11 protein-coding genes and 1 pseudogene are annotated in these 14312 nt (G+C 47.8%); 9 read left to right on the top strand and 3 right to left on the bottom strand.

What is annotated here, in order from left to right:
* Positions 1 to 120, top strand: a pseudogene (locus C1752_RS19805) (IS1 family transposase); the annotation flags it as partial.
* 358 nt (positions 121 to 478) lie between these two features.
* On the opposite strand, the gene C1752_RS19800 reads toward C1752_RS19805, so the two are convergent.
* The 3 genes from C1752_RS19800 to C1752_RS19790 form a co-directional block, all read right to left on the bottom strand.
* The gene (locus C1752_RS19800; protein ID WP_110987782.1) at positions 479 to 964 is read right to left on the bottom strand and encodes a hypothetical protein; all 486 of its coding nucleotides are present in this window, start codon (positions 962 to 964) and stop codon (positions 479 to 481) included.
* Positions 965 to 1037: 73 nt separating this feature from the next.
* Positions 1038 to 1682, bottom strand: a complete 645-nt coding sequence (locus C1752_RS19795; RefSeq protein ID WP_158535147.1) for a YkvA family protein — start codon at positions 1680 to 1682, stop codon at positions 1038 to 1040.
* Positions 1683 to 1930: 248 nt separating this feature from the next.
* The gene (locus C1752_RS19790; RefSeq protein ID WP_158535146.1) at positions 1931 to 3385 is read right to left on the bottom strand and encodes a serine/threonine protein kinase; all 1455 of its coding nucleotides are present in this window, start codon (positions 3383 to 3385) and stop codon (positions 1931 to 1933) included.
* A 128-nt stretch (positions 3386 to 3513) separates the two neighbouring features.
* Here C1752_RS19790 and C1752_RS19785 point away from each other — a divergent pair, with 128 nt between their 5' ends.
* The 8 genes from C1752_RS19785 (at position 3514) to C1752_RS19755 (ending at position 14255) form a co-directional block, all read left to right on the top strand.
* On the top strand, positions 3514 to 5685 hold the full coding sequence (locus tag C1752_RS19785) for a serine/threonine protein kinase (protein ID WP_110987779.1): 2172 nt from the start codon (positions 3514 to 3516) through the stop codon (positions 5683 to 5685).
* 109 nt (positions 5686 to 5794) lie between these two features.
* Positions 5795 to 5959, top strand: a complete 165-nt coding sequence (locus tag C1752_RS28535) for a hypothetical protein (protein ID WP_158535145.1) — start codon at positions 5795 to 5797, stop codon at positions 5957 to 5959.
* A gap of 1 nt (position 5960) precedes the next feature.
* Positions 5961 to 6473, top strand: coding sequence for a phage tail protein (locus tag C1752_RS19780; RefSeq protein WP_110987778.1), 513 nt, complete (start codon positions 5961 to 5963; stop codon positions 6471 to 6473).
* A 21-nt stretch (positions 6474 to 6494) separates the two neighbouring features.
* The gene (locus tag C1752_RS19775; protein WP_110987777.1) at positions 6495 to 6905 is read left to right on the top strand and encodes a hypothetical protein; all 411 of its coding nucleotides are present in this window, start codon (positions 6495 to 6497) and stop codon (positions 6903 to 6905) included.
* A gap of 37 nt (positions 6906 to 6942) precedes the next feature.
* Positions 6943 to 7443 (top strand): CIS tube protein, encoded by a 501-nt coding sequence (locus tag C1752_RS19770; protein WP_110987776.1) that lies wholly within the window; start codon positions 6943 to 6945, stop codon positions 7441 to 7443.
* Positions 7444 to 7640: 197 nt separating this feature from the next.
* Positions 7641 to 9647: a VgrG-related protein gene (locus tag C1752_RS19765; RefSeq protein ID WP_110987775.1), complete on the top strand. Its 2007-nt coding sequence runs from the start codon at positions 7641 to 7643 to the stop codon at positions 9645 to 9647.
* A gap of 141 nt (positions 9648 to 9788) precedes the next feature.
* Complete coding sequence (locus C1752_RS19760; protein WP_110987774.1) at positions 9789 to 11990, top strand: WD40 repeat domain-containing protein; 2202 nt, start codon at positions 9789 to 9791, stop codon at positions 11988 to 11990.
* 18 nt (positions 11991 to 12008) lie between these two features.
* Positions 12009 to 14255: a COG1470 family protein gene (locus tag C1752_RS19755; protein ID WP_110987773.1), complete on the top strand. Its 2247-nt coding sequence runs from the start codon at positions 12009 to 12011 to the stop codon at positions 14253 to 14255.
* Positions 14256 to 14312: the final 57 nt, after the last annotated feature.

Raw genomic sequence — 14312 nt, 5'->3', positions numbered from 1 at the left:
CTACGCCAACGCGTCTCAAGATTGGTGCGCAAGACACTGTCATTCTCCAAAAAGCTAGAGAATCATATCGGTGCTATTTGGTACTTTATTCACCATTACAATCAATCCTTACCTATTTAGGACTACCGAATTTTTAAGTAATAGAAGAGAGCAGTTAATTGCTTCAAGCTCATAAGGCTGTGGAGGAGAATATACACTAGATTGCAATCTTTAAATAACCTCTTACAGCTTTGAGGGGACTGTTTATCTCCATGAGGGTTTGATCGCTATTCAAAGAATAGTGAATATTGCAAAATCTATCTCATAATGCTTCTTATGCGAGATTCCTACTCCTTGAAAAGAGCAGGAGTTTTACTTTGTTCCCTCTTTTATTCCCAGAAAAGACATCGATGATAAAAAGAGCCATCGTACAGCCGTTTTTCAGCTATAAGATGACTCTTTCAAAAGCGGACCAGCTTTTATCCCTCACACGGCTATATTAATCAACCTGCAACCCAACCTGCTTTCTTGCCTTAGAGATTAGACTACTCATCGCATGCCGAATCGTCGTAGCCAAAACTTCTTTTTTTGACTTCTTCTGACTTGATAAAGAACTCCACCAGCAACTTAGTCGCTTTGCTGTCTGAGTCACGCTATTACCGATTAGACTTATACCTACAACACACCAACAAAGTGTAAGCCATACCAAAATAGTTGATTCCTTAAGTACGAAGAATAGTAGTTGCAAGCTCTTCGCGAAGGTCTTTCCTGTATCTTTAAGTAGGAATAGCTCTTTCAGTTTTTTGAATTGATCAGAAATAGCCATGCTATTCTCTGCTGATGCCACAGATTGATTTTCGGAAGTATTCATACTGTCTCCTATTGATGCTGTATTTTGGTTTTGGGGAATATTCATGTTGTCGCCTGTGTGTGCTGCAGCTTGATCATTAGAGGTTTTGGTGTGATCGATAGTAGTGTCAGGCATTTTTTTGTTGTATAAACGTCATTATTTTTTGTCTGCTTTGGAGTGAAGCGGAAAATGAGTCTGCTAGGAGAAATTACTGCCTCCTCTCATTGATAGAAATCCCTTTGTCTTCAAGGAGCATTTTTAATGCTTTTTGATTGTTCCCATCATCAATTAGCTCTAGAATTGTATTTGTTTTTACATCTCTAAACTTATTTCTATAGATAGATGACAAGCCTAAAAAGAGAACTCCAAAGCCCATAAATGTATCATCAAGACCTCCTACTACTGGAACAAAATCAGGGATCATATCGATAGGAGAAATCAGATAGACCATCCCCAACAAGGAGTTGAAACAGCCCATTACATAGCCCTCAATATTCCGAGGGTCAAAGGTTGCCCAAGCTAAGCAGTACGTGCAAACGAACAGGAAACCCCGAACAGCTAGATCAACGTAAGAGGCTAGATGGTGCAACGTTGACCCAACTGGGTTCCACATCTTCCACCAAATTGAATGGGCTGCTGTAGTCGGTGGAGGCTGGTGATAGAAAAGATCGTGCAGCCAGGCCGTATGGTCAACGATAAAGCCTGCAAAACCAGTAAATAGATAGATTGAAGAAAGCAGAAGAAAAATAGCAGTTAAAGCCTTCGCACCATCATATGATTTGAAATGGAATAGTGAATTTGGGAAGCTAGGTAGGGCTTCTAAGGTTAGCTCTTTAGAGCTAACCTGCTGCATCCGCTTTGGCTTCGGCTGAGTCGGAGCTGGTAGCGGATACTTAGGAGGTTTTGAGTCAGGCCAACAGGCAGGATCAATTGTGATTGTCTTAGACTGTATTGGACTTCCCATTAATATTCTCCTAATGCTTTCAACGGGTTGTTTATTCTGAATCTTTACTTATGGCAGTCAATATGTATTTCCGCAGCCTTTGGCTCTTTAGCGTGATGCGAATATCTCCAATCTTTCTGGGGTTAGATCGGTTAGAATTAACCTAACTGAGTGGGGGTTGGAGACAGCAGTGTTCGGCGAAAATGAGTAGCCGTATCATCGTCGGGGATATGATGAGACAGAACTTCAATGAACTTTTTGGGCTGTTGATATTGCCGGTTGATGAGTGCTTGCTCAATCACCAAGCTCGCAATCGGGCCAATGTGGAAAGCTAGCTCGGTGCGGCATCTTTCAATGAGTTGTGAATTGACAATTGATAATTTTGAAGACAGAGACAGATCGTTTAGAGAATGACTTGAAGCACGTCCTGCCTTGCTCTGGATAGGACTGACAGCGCGTTTCAGATGTGCTTGGAGCCACTGTCTCACTTGTGCAAGTGATTCGCTCTGTTGAAAATGAACAGGAATTTCACTTAAGGTCTGAGTCATACCCGCTAGATTCTTCCTCGATGTGGCTACTAGGCTATTGGGTAAAGTCTCATGCTCAATATCTAGTGCTTGGGCTAGTGCTTTGACTGAAGGGAACCGCCGATCGGGGTGTTTCTCTAAGCAACGCTCAACAATGCGCTCAAGTCCTGGCGGTAGATGCTCACAGCCTACTTGAGAACGCAGTGGCTGTGCTGGCTTGAGTAAGTGGGCTTTAATCCAAGACTCGCCTGCGACTCGTTGCTCTCGAGTCTTTAAACCGAAGGGATCAGCACCTGTCAGCATTTCATACAGAATGATTCCTAAGCAGTAGATATCTGCTCGTTCGTCAAGCTGGCCCTGGCTATCGAACTGTTCTGGAGCGGAATAGTGATGTGTGCCCAAGAAAGAGCTTGCTAGGGTCATATTCTCTAAATTTAAGGACTGCACCTTGGCAATACCAAAGTCGATGACCTTTACTCGCTCTCCTAGCTCAGTGGGGACTAAGAAAATATTGGCGGGCTTCAGATCGCGGTGGATGATTTTGATGCATTCATCGGTCTCCATCTGTGGGGTTTTGAATCGTACGCCTTCATGAGCCGATCTCAAGCCTGCACAGACCTGCTTCATGATCTGCTTCGTTCGTTCTACAGATAGTTTGGTCTCTTGCTTCAGAACCTGCTCTAAGGTTTGTCCTTCAAGGTGCTCCATCACATAGAAGGGCTGCCCTTCAGGGGTCATGCCGTAGTCGCTGACTTGGACAATATTTTCATTTGTAAGAGCAGCACAGATGGCACATTCTCGCTCAAATCTTCGTTTGAAATCGAGTTCGGTCGTTGTGGGGTCGCTCTTCAATGATGGATTAAGGAGTTTAACCGCAACGGTCTTGCCCAATCGAGTATCCGTTGCTTGATAGACGTGTCCCATCCCTCCTTTACCAAGCTGGGTTTCAAGGCGATATCGATGGTGGTCACCAATAGAGCGACCTAATAAAGGGTTAGATTGACAAATCGATGGATGAGTCACTTTTCGCACCGTCAATAGAGGGTTTCTAGCCGCTGAACGGCAGCATTCGGTAGCTGTGCTCATTGTGTAACTGATGAACGGTTCAGGCATTAGACAGAAGTCGGATCTCTTTTGCCATGAACTCCCTTTGCATGAAGTTAGGCGATCCGAATTGTGGTTGCCTCTGAAATGTCTAGAAAGATGTAACGCTTATGACTCTTACCCCTATCCAGAACTCCCACCAAGCTCAGCCATGGGGTGCAGATGACCGCTACATCGTTAAGCATGTCCTTGATTCAGGTGGCGTTGGGCAGGTTTTTCTAGCCACGGATACTCAATTGAATCGGTCTGTTGTCATCAAGGTGCTCAAAGAACCTCTGATAGAAAATGCCGAGACCTGCCAGCAGTTTGAAAGGGCCGTCAAGTCGTGTGCAGCGCTCGGAGGTGAATACATTGCGCAAGTGCTGGACTCAGGAACGAATGCAGGTGGCTGCCCGTTTTATGTGATGGAATATTTGCAGGGAGAAAGTCTCAAACAGTGTCTTGAGAGAGAGGGGAAGTTGTCACCCCAGCAGGCTGTTGGTATTACTAGTCAAATTTGTGCGGCATTAGAAATGTCTTACCAAAGCAAATTTGCGAGTTTGTTCGAGAGTGATGAACCGTTTGTAATTGTGCCCCACGAGCTGAAGCCTACTCAAATTTTTCTAACGCGAAGCGGGCCGGTCAAGTTACTGGACTGCGGACTTACGAAAGACATTCGCAGCTCTTGTTGCGAAACCCAAGGTGCAAGTTTTGAAACATTGTTGCCGGAAACTTTTCACTATGCAGCTCCTGAGCAGCTAGAAGGAGAAGAGAAGAATCATCTTGCAGATGTTTATGTGTTAGGCATCATTCTCTACGAGATGCTCAGCGGAACCGACCCCTTTGGTCTGGGTTTAGATTCGCGGCTGGTGAGAGAGGGGGCTTGGATTCATGCCCATGCGTTTCGGGCACCTCGTTTACTGCAGGTGTTGTTGATGAAGAGTCCGGTCACAGCTGCATTGTCGGAGATTGTCAATCGGTGTTTAGCAAAGAATCCGTGCGATCGCTACGCCTCTATCAACGCATTGCGACAAGCACTGGAGCAGGTGGAGATTGGCGCTCACCCAGCACCGGATGCTGCAAGTGATAATCACGGGGACAATTATGATCAGACCTTCATTCAAGGGAGTTTGGATACCCGAATCAAAGGTGCATCAACTCAGGTGACATCAACGATAGTTGACCATCCCGATCGCTCAAACACAATGCAGGCTCTGGAGCTTGACGAAACTATGATCCAAGCTTCAGAGCGCCCCGCACCTGCTGGTCAAGCGTTGACCCAAGTCGTGTTGCCGAGTGCTTGGTCAGAGCGTAGCGCAACCTTAAGCGATAGCGATAATGCTGCCCAAGACTTAGGAGTGGATGAAACGATTGTTCAATATTCAGACTCAGTCGCTTTTCCCCCAATCGATCAAACAGTGACCCAAATATACTCAGAAAGCAGCGTACTGGAGAATCATAAAAAGGTCAGTGACAGCCTTGAGATCGAAGATGCTCAAGACTTAGGAGTGGATGAGACGATTGTTCAATATTTAGATGTAGCCATCCATAATCCAGCCGATCAAAATGATGATTCGGCACAAGTTCTGAGAGTGGATGAGACAATTGTTCAAACCTCAAGCCCGATCGCTCATTTCCCTATCGATCAGACAGTAGCCCAGACGATTTTAGAGAGCAATATGCCTAATAGTCAAAAGGGGAGAAGGATTGAGGGTAAGATTTCTCCTGGCTTGGGGGCTGACGAGACGATTGTTCAGTATTTAGACTCAGCCATCCACAACCCAGCGGATCAAACGGTTGCCCAAACTATCGATCCAATGGATGAGCAACCACTGGACCAAACCCTGTGCCAGCAGAATACGCCGCACATTCAGCAGGCAGATTTGGCAATTGTACGCAATAAAAATAAAGTTCCGGGCCGAGCCCTTGTGCGAAATGTTTGGCGGAGTCGGAGATCTGTCAGCATGCTTTTCGTCAGTCTACCCAGACGATGCTTTCAGTCTCTTCGCAGGATGATTGATTTCAGGAAGTGGCGTTCCCGTCCGCAACTGTCTGCCGTAGGAACAGAGAGGACACAACCGTCAGGTTACGTCAGCCACTCTAGAGGCGATGATGTTCAATCCAGTACAGAGCAGTATCAAAAATCTCAACAGGAACTTGATCGGTGTCGTCTATCCCTTGCCAAAGAATTGGCCAGAAATGGCAAGTTTCGAGATGCGATCGCAACCCTCAAGCAAATCCAAGAACCGAGCCCGTCTTATCCCAAGGCACAAAAGCTGATCCGCAGTTGGGAAAAGTATTGAGTGCCCTAAGCGTCACAATGCGACCTTAGGCTATTCTCGTTCTTTTTAAGCCGCTCTAGCATACCCTTATGCACTGCAGAACCCCGTCATTCTGCTACCAGGAGGCTGTATGAAAGAGTCTATCAAGCACGAACGTCTAGCGCAGTTGGCTGAACGCTGTCTGAATGAAGCGGTGCTGGCTGAGCAATTGTGCGATCGTATCTACGAGCAACTCTACTCAGATCTGAGAATCCAGCGAGAGAGAATCGGCAACCCCAGCACAGGAAGACAATGAGATGGCTGAATACAAAGATCACGTTGAGAACTTTGTCACCACCAATCGATTCCATATAGAAGTCGATGGAGACGAACTGGGTTCATTCTCTGAATGTTCAGGCATCAGTGTTGAGATTGAGAAAGATGTTCATCACGAGGGGGGCGTCAACGATCAGCAACGGATTAGCTTAGGACACACTAGATTTTCAGATATCACACTCAAACGAGGGGTCACAGACAATGCTGCTTTTTCAGAATGGCTGAGCCAAGTCTTCGAAGACAAAATTAAGCGACGCAACGTAACGATCACCACCTACAACCAGGCTGGAGACATTATGAAAAGCTGGAGTCTCATTGGTGCCATTCCGGTGGGCTGGACGCTACCCAGCTTAGAAGCAGACGGTAATACGGTGGCTGTAGAAGAGCTGACCCTCGCCTTCGAAGGTTTAAAAATTGGCAAGAAAGAAGCCGCGAAATCTGGAACTAACGAAAGAGATGGCAAAGGATATTTCGCAACTAGCGCCTGGGAATGAACATAAATCAGGAGTTTAACGATGCAGTGGACAAGTATTGAAGACCTACTGGCAGATGAGGACATTCAGAAACATGACCTTACAGTCCATTTTGTTGAACCAGAAGAGAAGCCGCTTGCCGAAAACGTAGAGCCTGAAGCTTCTAGCTTCGAAGACGCTTTGGACAACGTGGACCAAGTCAATCTTGCAGATTTAAAGCTTTTAGCTGGAATGATTTGTCATCGCATCTCTCCCCTCCTAGAAATTGAGCAAGAGCGCAATGGCTTCCCTAAAAGCACGAGCCTCCTGTGGCAAGCGGTAAACCCAGGCCTCTCTAGGCAAATCAATGAAGACATTTTTGCACAGCTAACGCAAGAAATGGCTTACCAACTTTATCGACGGCTAGAAATCGAGCAAGAACGCCACGGATTTACCCAAGGGTGTTTGACTTAGTAAATCATTCCGCACTCAGAACTTTAAGGTAGAAAAAATGGGACTGACAAAAGCAAAGCTGGAGGTCTATAGCGCTCTCAGTGGTAACCCCAAAGAAATTGAGTTCATGTTTAATCCATCAGAACTTGAGTTCACCCGCCAAGTTGCTTGGCACAGCGATCGGGGGAATCGCAGCAGCACTCTATTACCAAAGGTGAATTTCTCAGGAGTTGATCCCTACACCTGCACATTACAGAACTTGCTTTTTGACACCTATGAAACAAAAAAAAGTGTCCTCGCAGAGCATATCAACAATATCAAAGAGGGAGTGACCGCTAAATCTAGCGCCATTAGTCGCCCCCCTGTCTATACATTAATGTGGTCTGAAAAGTATTTTCACTGCGTGATGACAAGCTTGAATTATCGGCTTACTCTCTTTTTAGAAGACGGCACCCCGGTCAAAGCCATCGTCAACATTGGCCTCCAAGAAGTCGATCCAAGCAATGTAGCAGGGAGCAAAGCACCTACAGCAGGAAAGGCAGATAAGAGGCTGGGGTAAAGCCGATAAGTCGCTGGGGCTAATCAATTGTCAATCCAGTCGCTGGTTTCGACTCCGCTCAACCAGCTGAATTTCTTGTTGGGCTAGAAGTCGAGGTTTGAGCGGAGTCGAAATCCTTTTATAAGACAATTACGCTTATCTACTTAATAGCAGGCAAAACAATAATCACCCGTCAATGTAGCGAAGAGTAACCTCCCATGCCTAAGAGTAAAACCCTCTATTTATCAGAGCCAATCCTCAAGATAGGAGGCGCTACCGCTTCGGCAACACTGATGAAAGACATATTAGAAATCACTGTAGATGAGAGCCTGCATCTGCCGAGCATGTTTGTTCTCAAGGTTCATAACGTCTACGTTCCTGCCAGCGAGGACAGCGAAGAATGGCGGAATGAGAAATATTTCAAGCTCGGCGATTCAATCACGATCGGGTTTAAGGGCAGTACAACAGAAGACCCTGAGTTTAAAGAGAGCGAACAAGAGCTGCAGTTAATTGAGGGTGAAATTACTGGCATCGAAGTCAAGTTTTCTGAGACCTCTGAAGCTCACCTTGTCATCCGAGGCTATGACATCTCCCATCGACTGCATCGGGGACGCCATAACCGCTCTTTCTTAAACCAGACCGAAAGCGACATTGTCAAAACAGTTGCCAAAGAAGCGGGCATCAAAATGGGGCAAGTTGATTCAAGCGGCACTCCCCGTGACTATACATTCCAAGAGAATCAAACCAATATGGAGTTTCTGCGCGAGCGAGCGGCCCGCATTGGCTTTGAACTCTTTGTGCAGGATAACAAGCTCTACTTCCGTGAACCGAAGAGTGATGGCTCTTTAAGCCTAGAGTGGCTTACCGACATCAGTAGCTTCGATGTACGGACGACTACTGCTGAGCAGGTTAGCTCCGTTGAAGTCCACGGCTGGGATTACAGCCAGAAGAAACTGATCTCAGAGAAGGTCTCTGAAGAACAGCTTGTTACTAGCACTGGCAATAAGAAAGGTAGCAGCAGTCAGGTCTTTAAGTCCATGCCCTCTCCGCAGATGATTGTAGTGGATCAAACCGTTGAGAGTTCAAAAGAAGCGAAGCAAATGGCTCAGGCTCTCTGTAATGAACTAGGGGGTGAGTTCGTAACGGCCAAAGCGAAGGCTGAAGGCAACCCCGAAATCCGTCCTGGCAAAGTCGTCAAACTTGAAAAGCTGGGGACTCGCTATAGCGGTCAATACTATGTGACCGAAGCCTGTCATCTCTATCGACAAGGGGTACTGAAGACTCATTTTGACGTTCGTGGGTTAAGACAAGGTAGCTTACTCTCTACCCTGCCGCCTAAGACGCATCTGCAGCCCGGTCAAACGAACCTAGTCGGCATAGTGACCAATAATGATGATCCTGAGGGCTGGGGGCGCGTCAAGGTAAAGTTTCCTACTTTGACTGAGAAGGACGAAAGCCACTGGGCCAGAGTGGTAGGTCTAGGAGCTGCTAAGGAGCGGGGCTTTTACTGTCTTCCTGAAATTGATGATGAAGTCCTAGTTGCCTTTGAGCATGGAGACATTCATCGCCCCTATATCATTGGCGGCGTCTGGAACGGCAAAGACAAAACCGTTGAAACCGTTCGTGACACTATCCAAAATGGGAAGGTCAACCTACGTACGATCAAGACTCGTACAGGCCACACTATTCAATTTGTTGAAGAGGGTAAATTTGGCTTTGATAAAGGCATTCTTATTGAGACATCTGGAGGCCACAAGGTTCATTTGAATGATAGCGATCGCAAGATTGAGATCAGGACAAATGGAAAGCACCAGATAGAAATGGATGATAATCTCGCTTCAAAAGGGATTGATATCAAGACCGCTGGCAGGAATCAAGTCATCCTCAATGACACGGCCTCAACAATCACGGTGAAAACTAGAACACAACAAGCTTTAACCTTTAGTGACCCTACAATGAGTATCTCGCTTCGAACTACGGGGCTGATTAATATGATGGCAGGTGGCGCTATTAGTCTCAAAGCGGGTGGCGCGGTTGATGTAAAGGCAGGTGGTGCGGTTAATGTTGATGCAGCCGGTGCGGTCAGTGTCAAGGCATTAGGCACCATAACTGCTACTTCAGTCGGGCCACTTAATTTATTCTCATCATCAATGATTAATATTGGGGCCCCCTCGGTTGCGATGGTAGGTGTTGTTACGGCTAACGGTATTCCGCAACTCATGTAAGGAAATCTCCGGCAAGAGTTAGAAATACATTCTATCCCGACAGCTTCGGTAGATTAGACCTCAATAGATTAGACCGAGGTCGGATTTTTCTGGCTTTGAATTGTCATTCAATGAAAGACAATCCAAGTATTGAGTCTCATCATGATTGCCAGCTCAACTATTGATGCGAGTCTAACTACGCAAAGCCTCACCTTTCGCCCTGGGGAAACACCTGTTTCTTTTGGCGTTTCAGTCATGAATCGTAGCGATCAGTTTGCCTCGTTTCAGCTAGAGATTCTCGCCGCCGGAGCCAATGATCAGACGGGTTGGTATCATCTCTCCCCTGAAGTCTCTACCGCAAAATCGACCGGCGATCGCACTGACTTCCAGGTCAAGATTCTTGACTCGCCTATTCCTGACTTTGTTGGGACCGTCAATCTTATGGTTCGGGTCTCTTCGCCACAGCTCCCCGAAGAACGACGGCTGGTGCTGCGACTCACCTTAGAACCCAGAATTGAATCCAACCATCTGCGTCTTGGATTGCCCATCCAGCACCTGCAGGTTTATCCCCGCAACACGATTGATATTCCAGTCACGATCAAAAATGTAGGATCGCAGCCAACAGAAGTACTTCTGCAGTGCAAAGAACTACAGGCAAGCTGGCTAGTGGGCGGCGCAGAACGACGATTAGAAATTGCGGCCCAGAGCGAGACCACCACAACCTTTCAATGTCAGCCTGCAGGGGCTGATCAGGTTCCGAGCCAGAATTATCCTTTCATAATTACCGCGCAGAATCGAGAAGGGCATACCCTCGAAACGCAAGGAGTGCTGGAGGTTCTGCCTGTTGGCTTCATGCAGTTTGAAGCCCAGCCTCAGCGACAGCGAATTCCGGCGAAAAGGCCCTGGCTGCCAAATTTCAGATCGCCTCAGGCAACGTTCCAGCTGATGTTTCAAAACACCAGTAATCTTTTGCAAACCGTTGACTTAGAAGTGCGAGGCCAAGATGCTCAGCGCTGCCAGACTCAGGTTGATCCAGAACAAGCTGTCCTGCCGCTCGGAGAAATAACGAACGTTGACTTAACCCTCTCCCCCCGTCGCCCCTGGATTGGATGGTCGCAAAAACTGAAGTTTGAGGTAAAGCCCTGGCTGTCAGATCCAAGGTTAGGGAGCTGTGATCCAGCAACTCAAACTCTACTCCTAAAAGTTTTTCCCATCATTCCTCTATGGCTACTATTGGCTTTTTTCGCCATGCTGGCAGCGATTATCTTTAGACCCACACCCGTCACTCATCTGGCAGGCGTGAATGCGGTTCAACTGAGCGGTACCAGTGGCAGACTGCCGCTAGTGCTCAGCGCTGCGGATGATTGCTCTATTCGAAGCTGGGGAATATCGAGCTGGGGAACGCTCGAGCCCGAAGGTGCCTCAAACAAAGGGGCGTCTACTCAAACTTGTACTGAGAAGCAACCGCGCTCTGGAAAAGGTCTATTCGCCCTAACGAAACAAGCCATTCGAGCTTTAGCGCTGGTGCCCGTAAACAATAATCAGGTGTTTGCCGGCTTAGAGAACGGCAGTATTCAGGCATGGGATATCAATGAGGGCAAGCCGTTATATACGTTGAGGGATCCGACGGATGAGACTAGCGATCGCATCTTAGATTTGACCTTTACCCGCAACGCCCTCACCCTCTATAGCGGCTACGGAAGCGGCAAGATTCGCCGTTGGCAGCGCACTAGAGACGTTCGCTTCAGCAATCAGCCAAAAGTCTTCTCACTCCCCGATCGCTTTGCTTATCAAGTCTGGTCTTTAGCTCTCAGCCCCGACGAGAAAACCCTTGCCAGTGCCGGACAGTTTAAGCGTCTCGTGCTGTGGGATGTTGCCAAATCCCAGCCCCGACAGCTCTTGGCAGAACCGGCTCAAAACCGAGGAGAAAATGACTTTTTTTGGGACGCCACCTTTGCTCCTCAAGCTCCTATTCTCGCAGCCTCAGACTCTGATGGTTACATTACGCTCTGGGACATGAGCCGCTGTACAAATCTGCCGAAATCAAAAGAGACAGCAGCGGGCCTGCTGCCCCAGCAAAGCTGTACTCAACAATCGCGATGGCAGGCCGCAGAGACATCGGTGCGTCAAATTCAATTTACCCCGGACCAGCGATGGCTAGTGAGCGCAGGCGACGACGGACAGATCACCGCTTGGCCCATAACCTCAACAATGACTCTTGATTCGACCCGAAAACCGAAGCGGATTGCGATCCTCCCTAACCGGGTTACTTCGTTAGACCTAATCGCCAATGAACAGGGGATGTGGGTCGCCAGCGGGTCTGAAGACACTCAGGTTCGGTTCCACCGCTTTAACCCTCAATAGATCTTTACGGAAGATGCCATGAATGTGATGACGATGCCTCTCAAAGTGATGCTCAATCCTCCCTCCAGCTTAGAGGGATTCCCAGGGGAAACGGTGACGCTGCACGTCAGCCTCATCAATCAAGGAGCTGAGGGAGCAGTGATAGATGTTTACCTTGACCACATGGCTCAAGCCTGGTGTCCGTCGCCAAAGCAGCGAGTCGCCCTCGATCCTCAACAAGGATGCGAAGTCAGCCTCCCCTTTGAGTTGCCCATTGATGCGTTACCAGGCAGCTATCCATACACAGTGGTTGTGGATGCCCCTGATCACTATCCAGAAGAGACACCACTCCACTATCCGTGCCAGCTCGAAGTGCGGGTCAAAGAGCAGTCCGTTGAACGATTAGATCAACCCACCTTTGCGATCACTCCAGCCACTAGTCCAGAGCAGCCCCTCCTTATTCAGCCCGGTCAACACCAGACGTTATCAGTTCAGGTGAACAATCGATCTAGGCGAGTCGATCGTTTTCGCCTCAACTGTTTAGACCTCGATCCAGAGTGGATTACAATTCAATATCCCTGCACCGATCTCAGCGAACTAGGGGTACTGTCCGATAGCGATAGTTTAGAGCTGAACCCTGGCACCCAGGGCACCCTCAGCGTTGAGTTCCATTACCCCTTGGATATGCCTGCAGGCCACTACTCACCGACGCTACAGATTCTGTCTGATAATGCCCCGGAACAGGTGTTTTTAGATCTCGTGTATTTGGAGGTTAAACCCGCCCTTCATCTTAGTGTGACCCTCGAAACTCTGCTCGGCAAGGTTAGCCATAAACCCGGTCAGTATCGGCTCAAGCTGATGAATCAGAGCAATCTGATCCGGGAAGTAGTGGTGAGTGCCAGCAGTCGAGATGAAACAGAGATGTGCAACTACACTTGCGAGCCGTCTTCTGTTCGTTTGCTCATGGGTGAAACAGCGGCGATTGATCTGGAAGTGCAACCCAAACGGAAATGGCAACGTCCGCTTTTGGGTCGTGGGCTAGAGGTGCCGTTTCAAATTGATCTCACAGACCTTGACGGATTACCCCTTCCTGAGCAGGTCACGAAGGGACTTCTGATTTGGAAAGCCCGCCCCTGGTGGCAGTTGCTGTTGTGGATATTGGTGGGGGTCGGTACCTTATCGGGCCTTGGATTCTTTATTTGGCTGGCCTTCTTTAGACCTGCGTTGCCGCCTGTCTTGACTGAATTTAAGCCAGACAGTAATCGTTATGTGGAAGGTGGGCGGGTGCGCCTCAACTGGAGTGTCTCGAATGTAGACCAGCTTGAGCAGCTTACGGTTACTTCTATAAAGGATCAGATTGTCGGCAAGCCCCAGGTGTATGATTTCTCGGAAGGAGTGCCAACGGAGTTGAGTCGCTTTTGTCAGAGTCGCGATGACTCTCGGTCGGCCTTTGGCCATCGCAACCTAACCTGCACAAACATCGATACCGGCGCCCGACTCGCCGGGGAGTACACCTTTAATCTCCAGATTGAAGCGAAATCAGAAAAGCATAGTAGTCAGAAAGAACTGAACGTTGTGGTGCAGCCAAGGCCGCTCCCTCTAGTAGCGGGCGTTTCATCTAGCCAGTCCAAAGTTGAGAAAGGTCAGCTCCTACCCCTCAATTGGAAACTGAAAAATGCCAGTCAGCTTTCAGAGCTTCAAGTGTTTAGTCAGCTCAAGGAAGGAAAGCCCACGTTGATTAAAACCTATGACTTTAAGCAGCAGATACCACCTGAGCTAACCCAAAAGTGCAAACCGCCAGTAAATGAGGAGCTGATGTGCTCAAATGTAAGAGTTGGGCTACCGGCAACCCCTGGTGACTATACGATTAGTCTGCAAACGGTTTCTAAGAGTAATCAAAAACAGGCACCACCCTCCGAACCAATCCCGGTTGAAGTGAAGGGCAAGCCACCTAAAATCTCTGCTTTTACGCTCAATGGTCAAAGTGCAGAGACAACCCCTTCAGTCTTCTTGAAAGTCGGACAAGTCGTAAAACTTGATTGGCAGGCAGAAGGTGATGATCTCACTGTCAATCTCGAACCATTTGGAAATGTTTCAGCTAAAGACTCGAAGATCTTAAAAGCCACGAAGGAACTTTCTCAAATTGTTCTCTCGGTATCAAATAAACAAGGTCAGGTGGTCAAACTAGCCTTCTTAGTCCAAGTCGATTCACCGATGGAGAGAAAATCACAATTTTCTCCAAATGCACCACAGCCTGCAGAAAAAAGACTTGAGCCATTATGGTAAATGAAATGGCCGTGCTGCAAGAAAAGCCGAACTAGGTGCGATCTGCAGTGGCTATGT

It is taken from the genome of Acaryochloris thomasi RCC1774 (assembly GCF_003231495.1).
Classification (GTDB): Bacteria; Cyanobacteriota; Cyanobacteriia; order Thermosynechococcales; family Thermosynechococcaceae; genus RCC1774.
The sequence above is the reverse complement of the archived record's forward strand: the minus strand, read 5'-3'. Positions and strand labels throughout refer to the sequence as shown.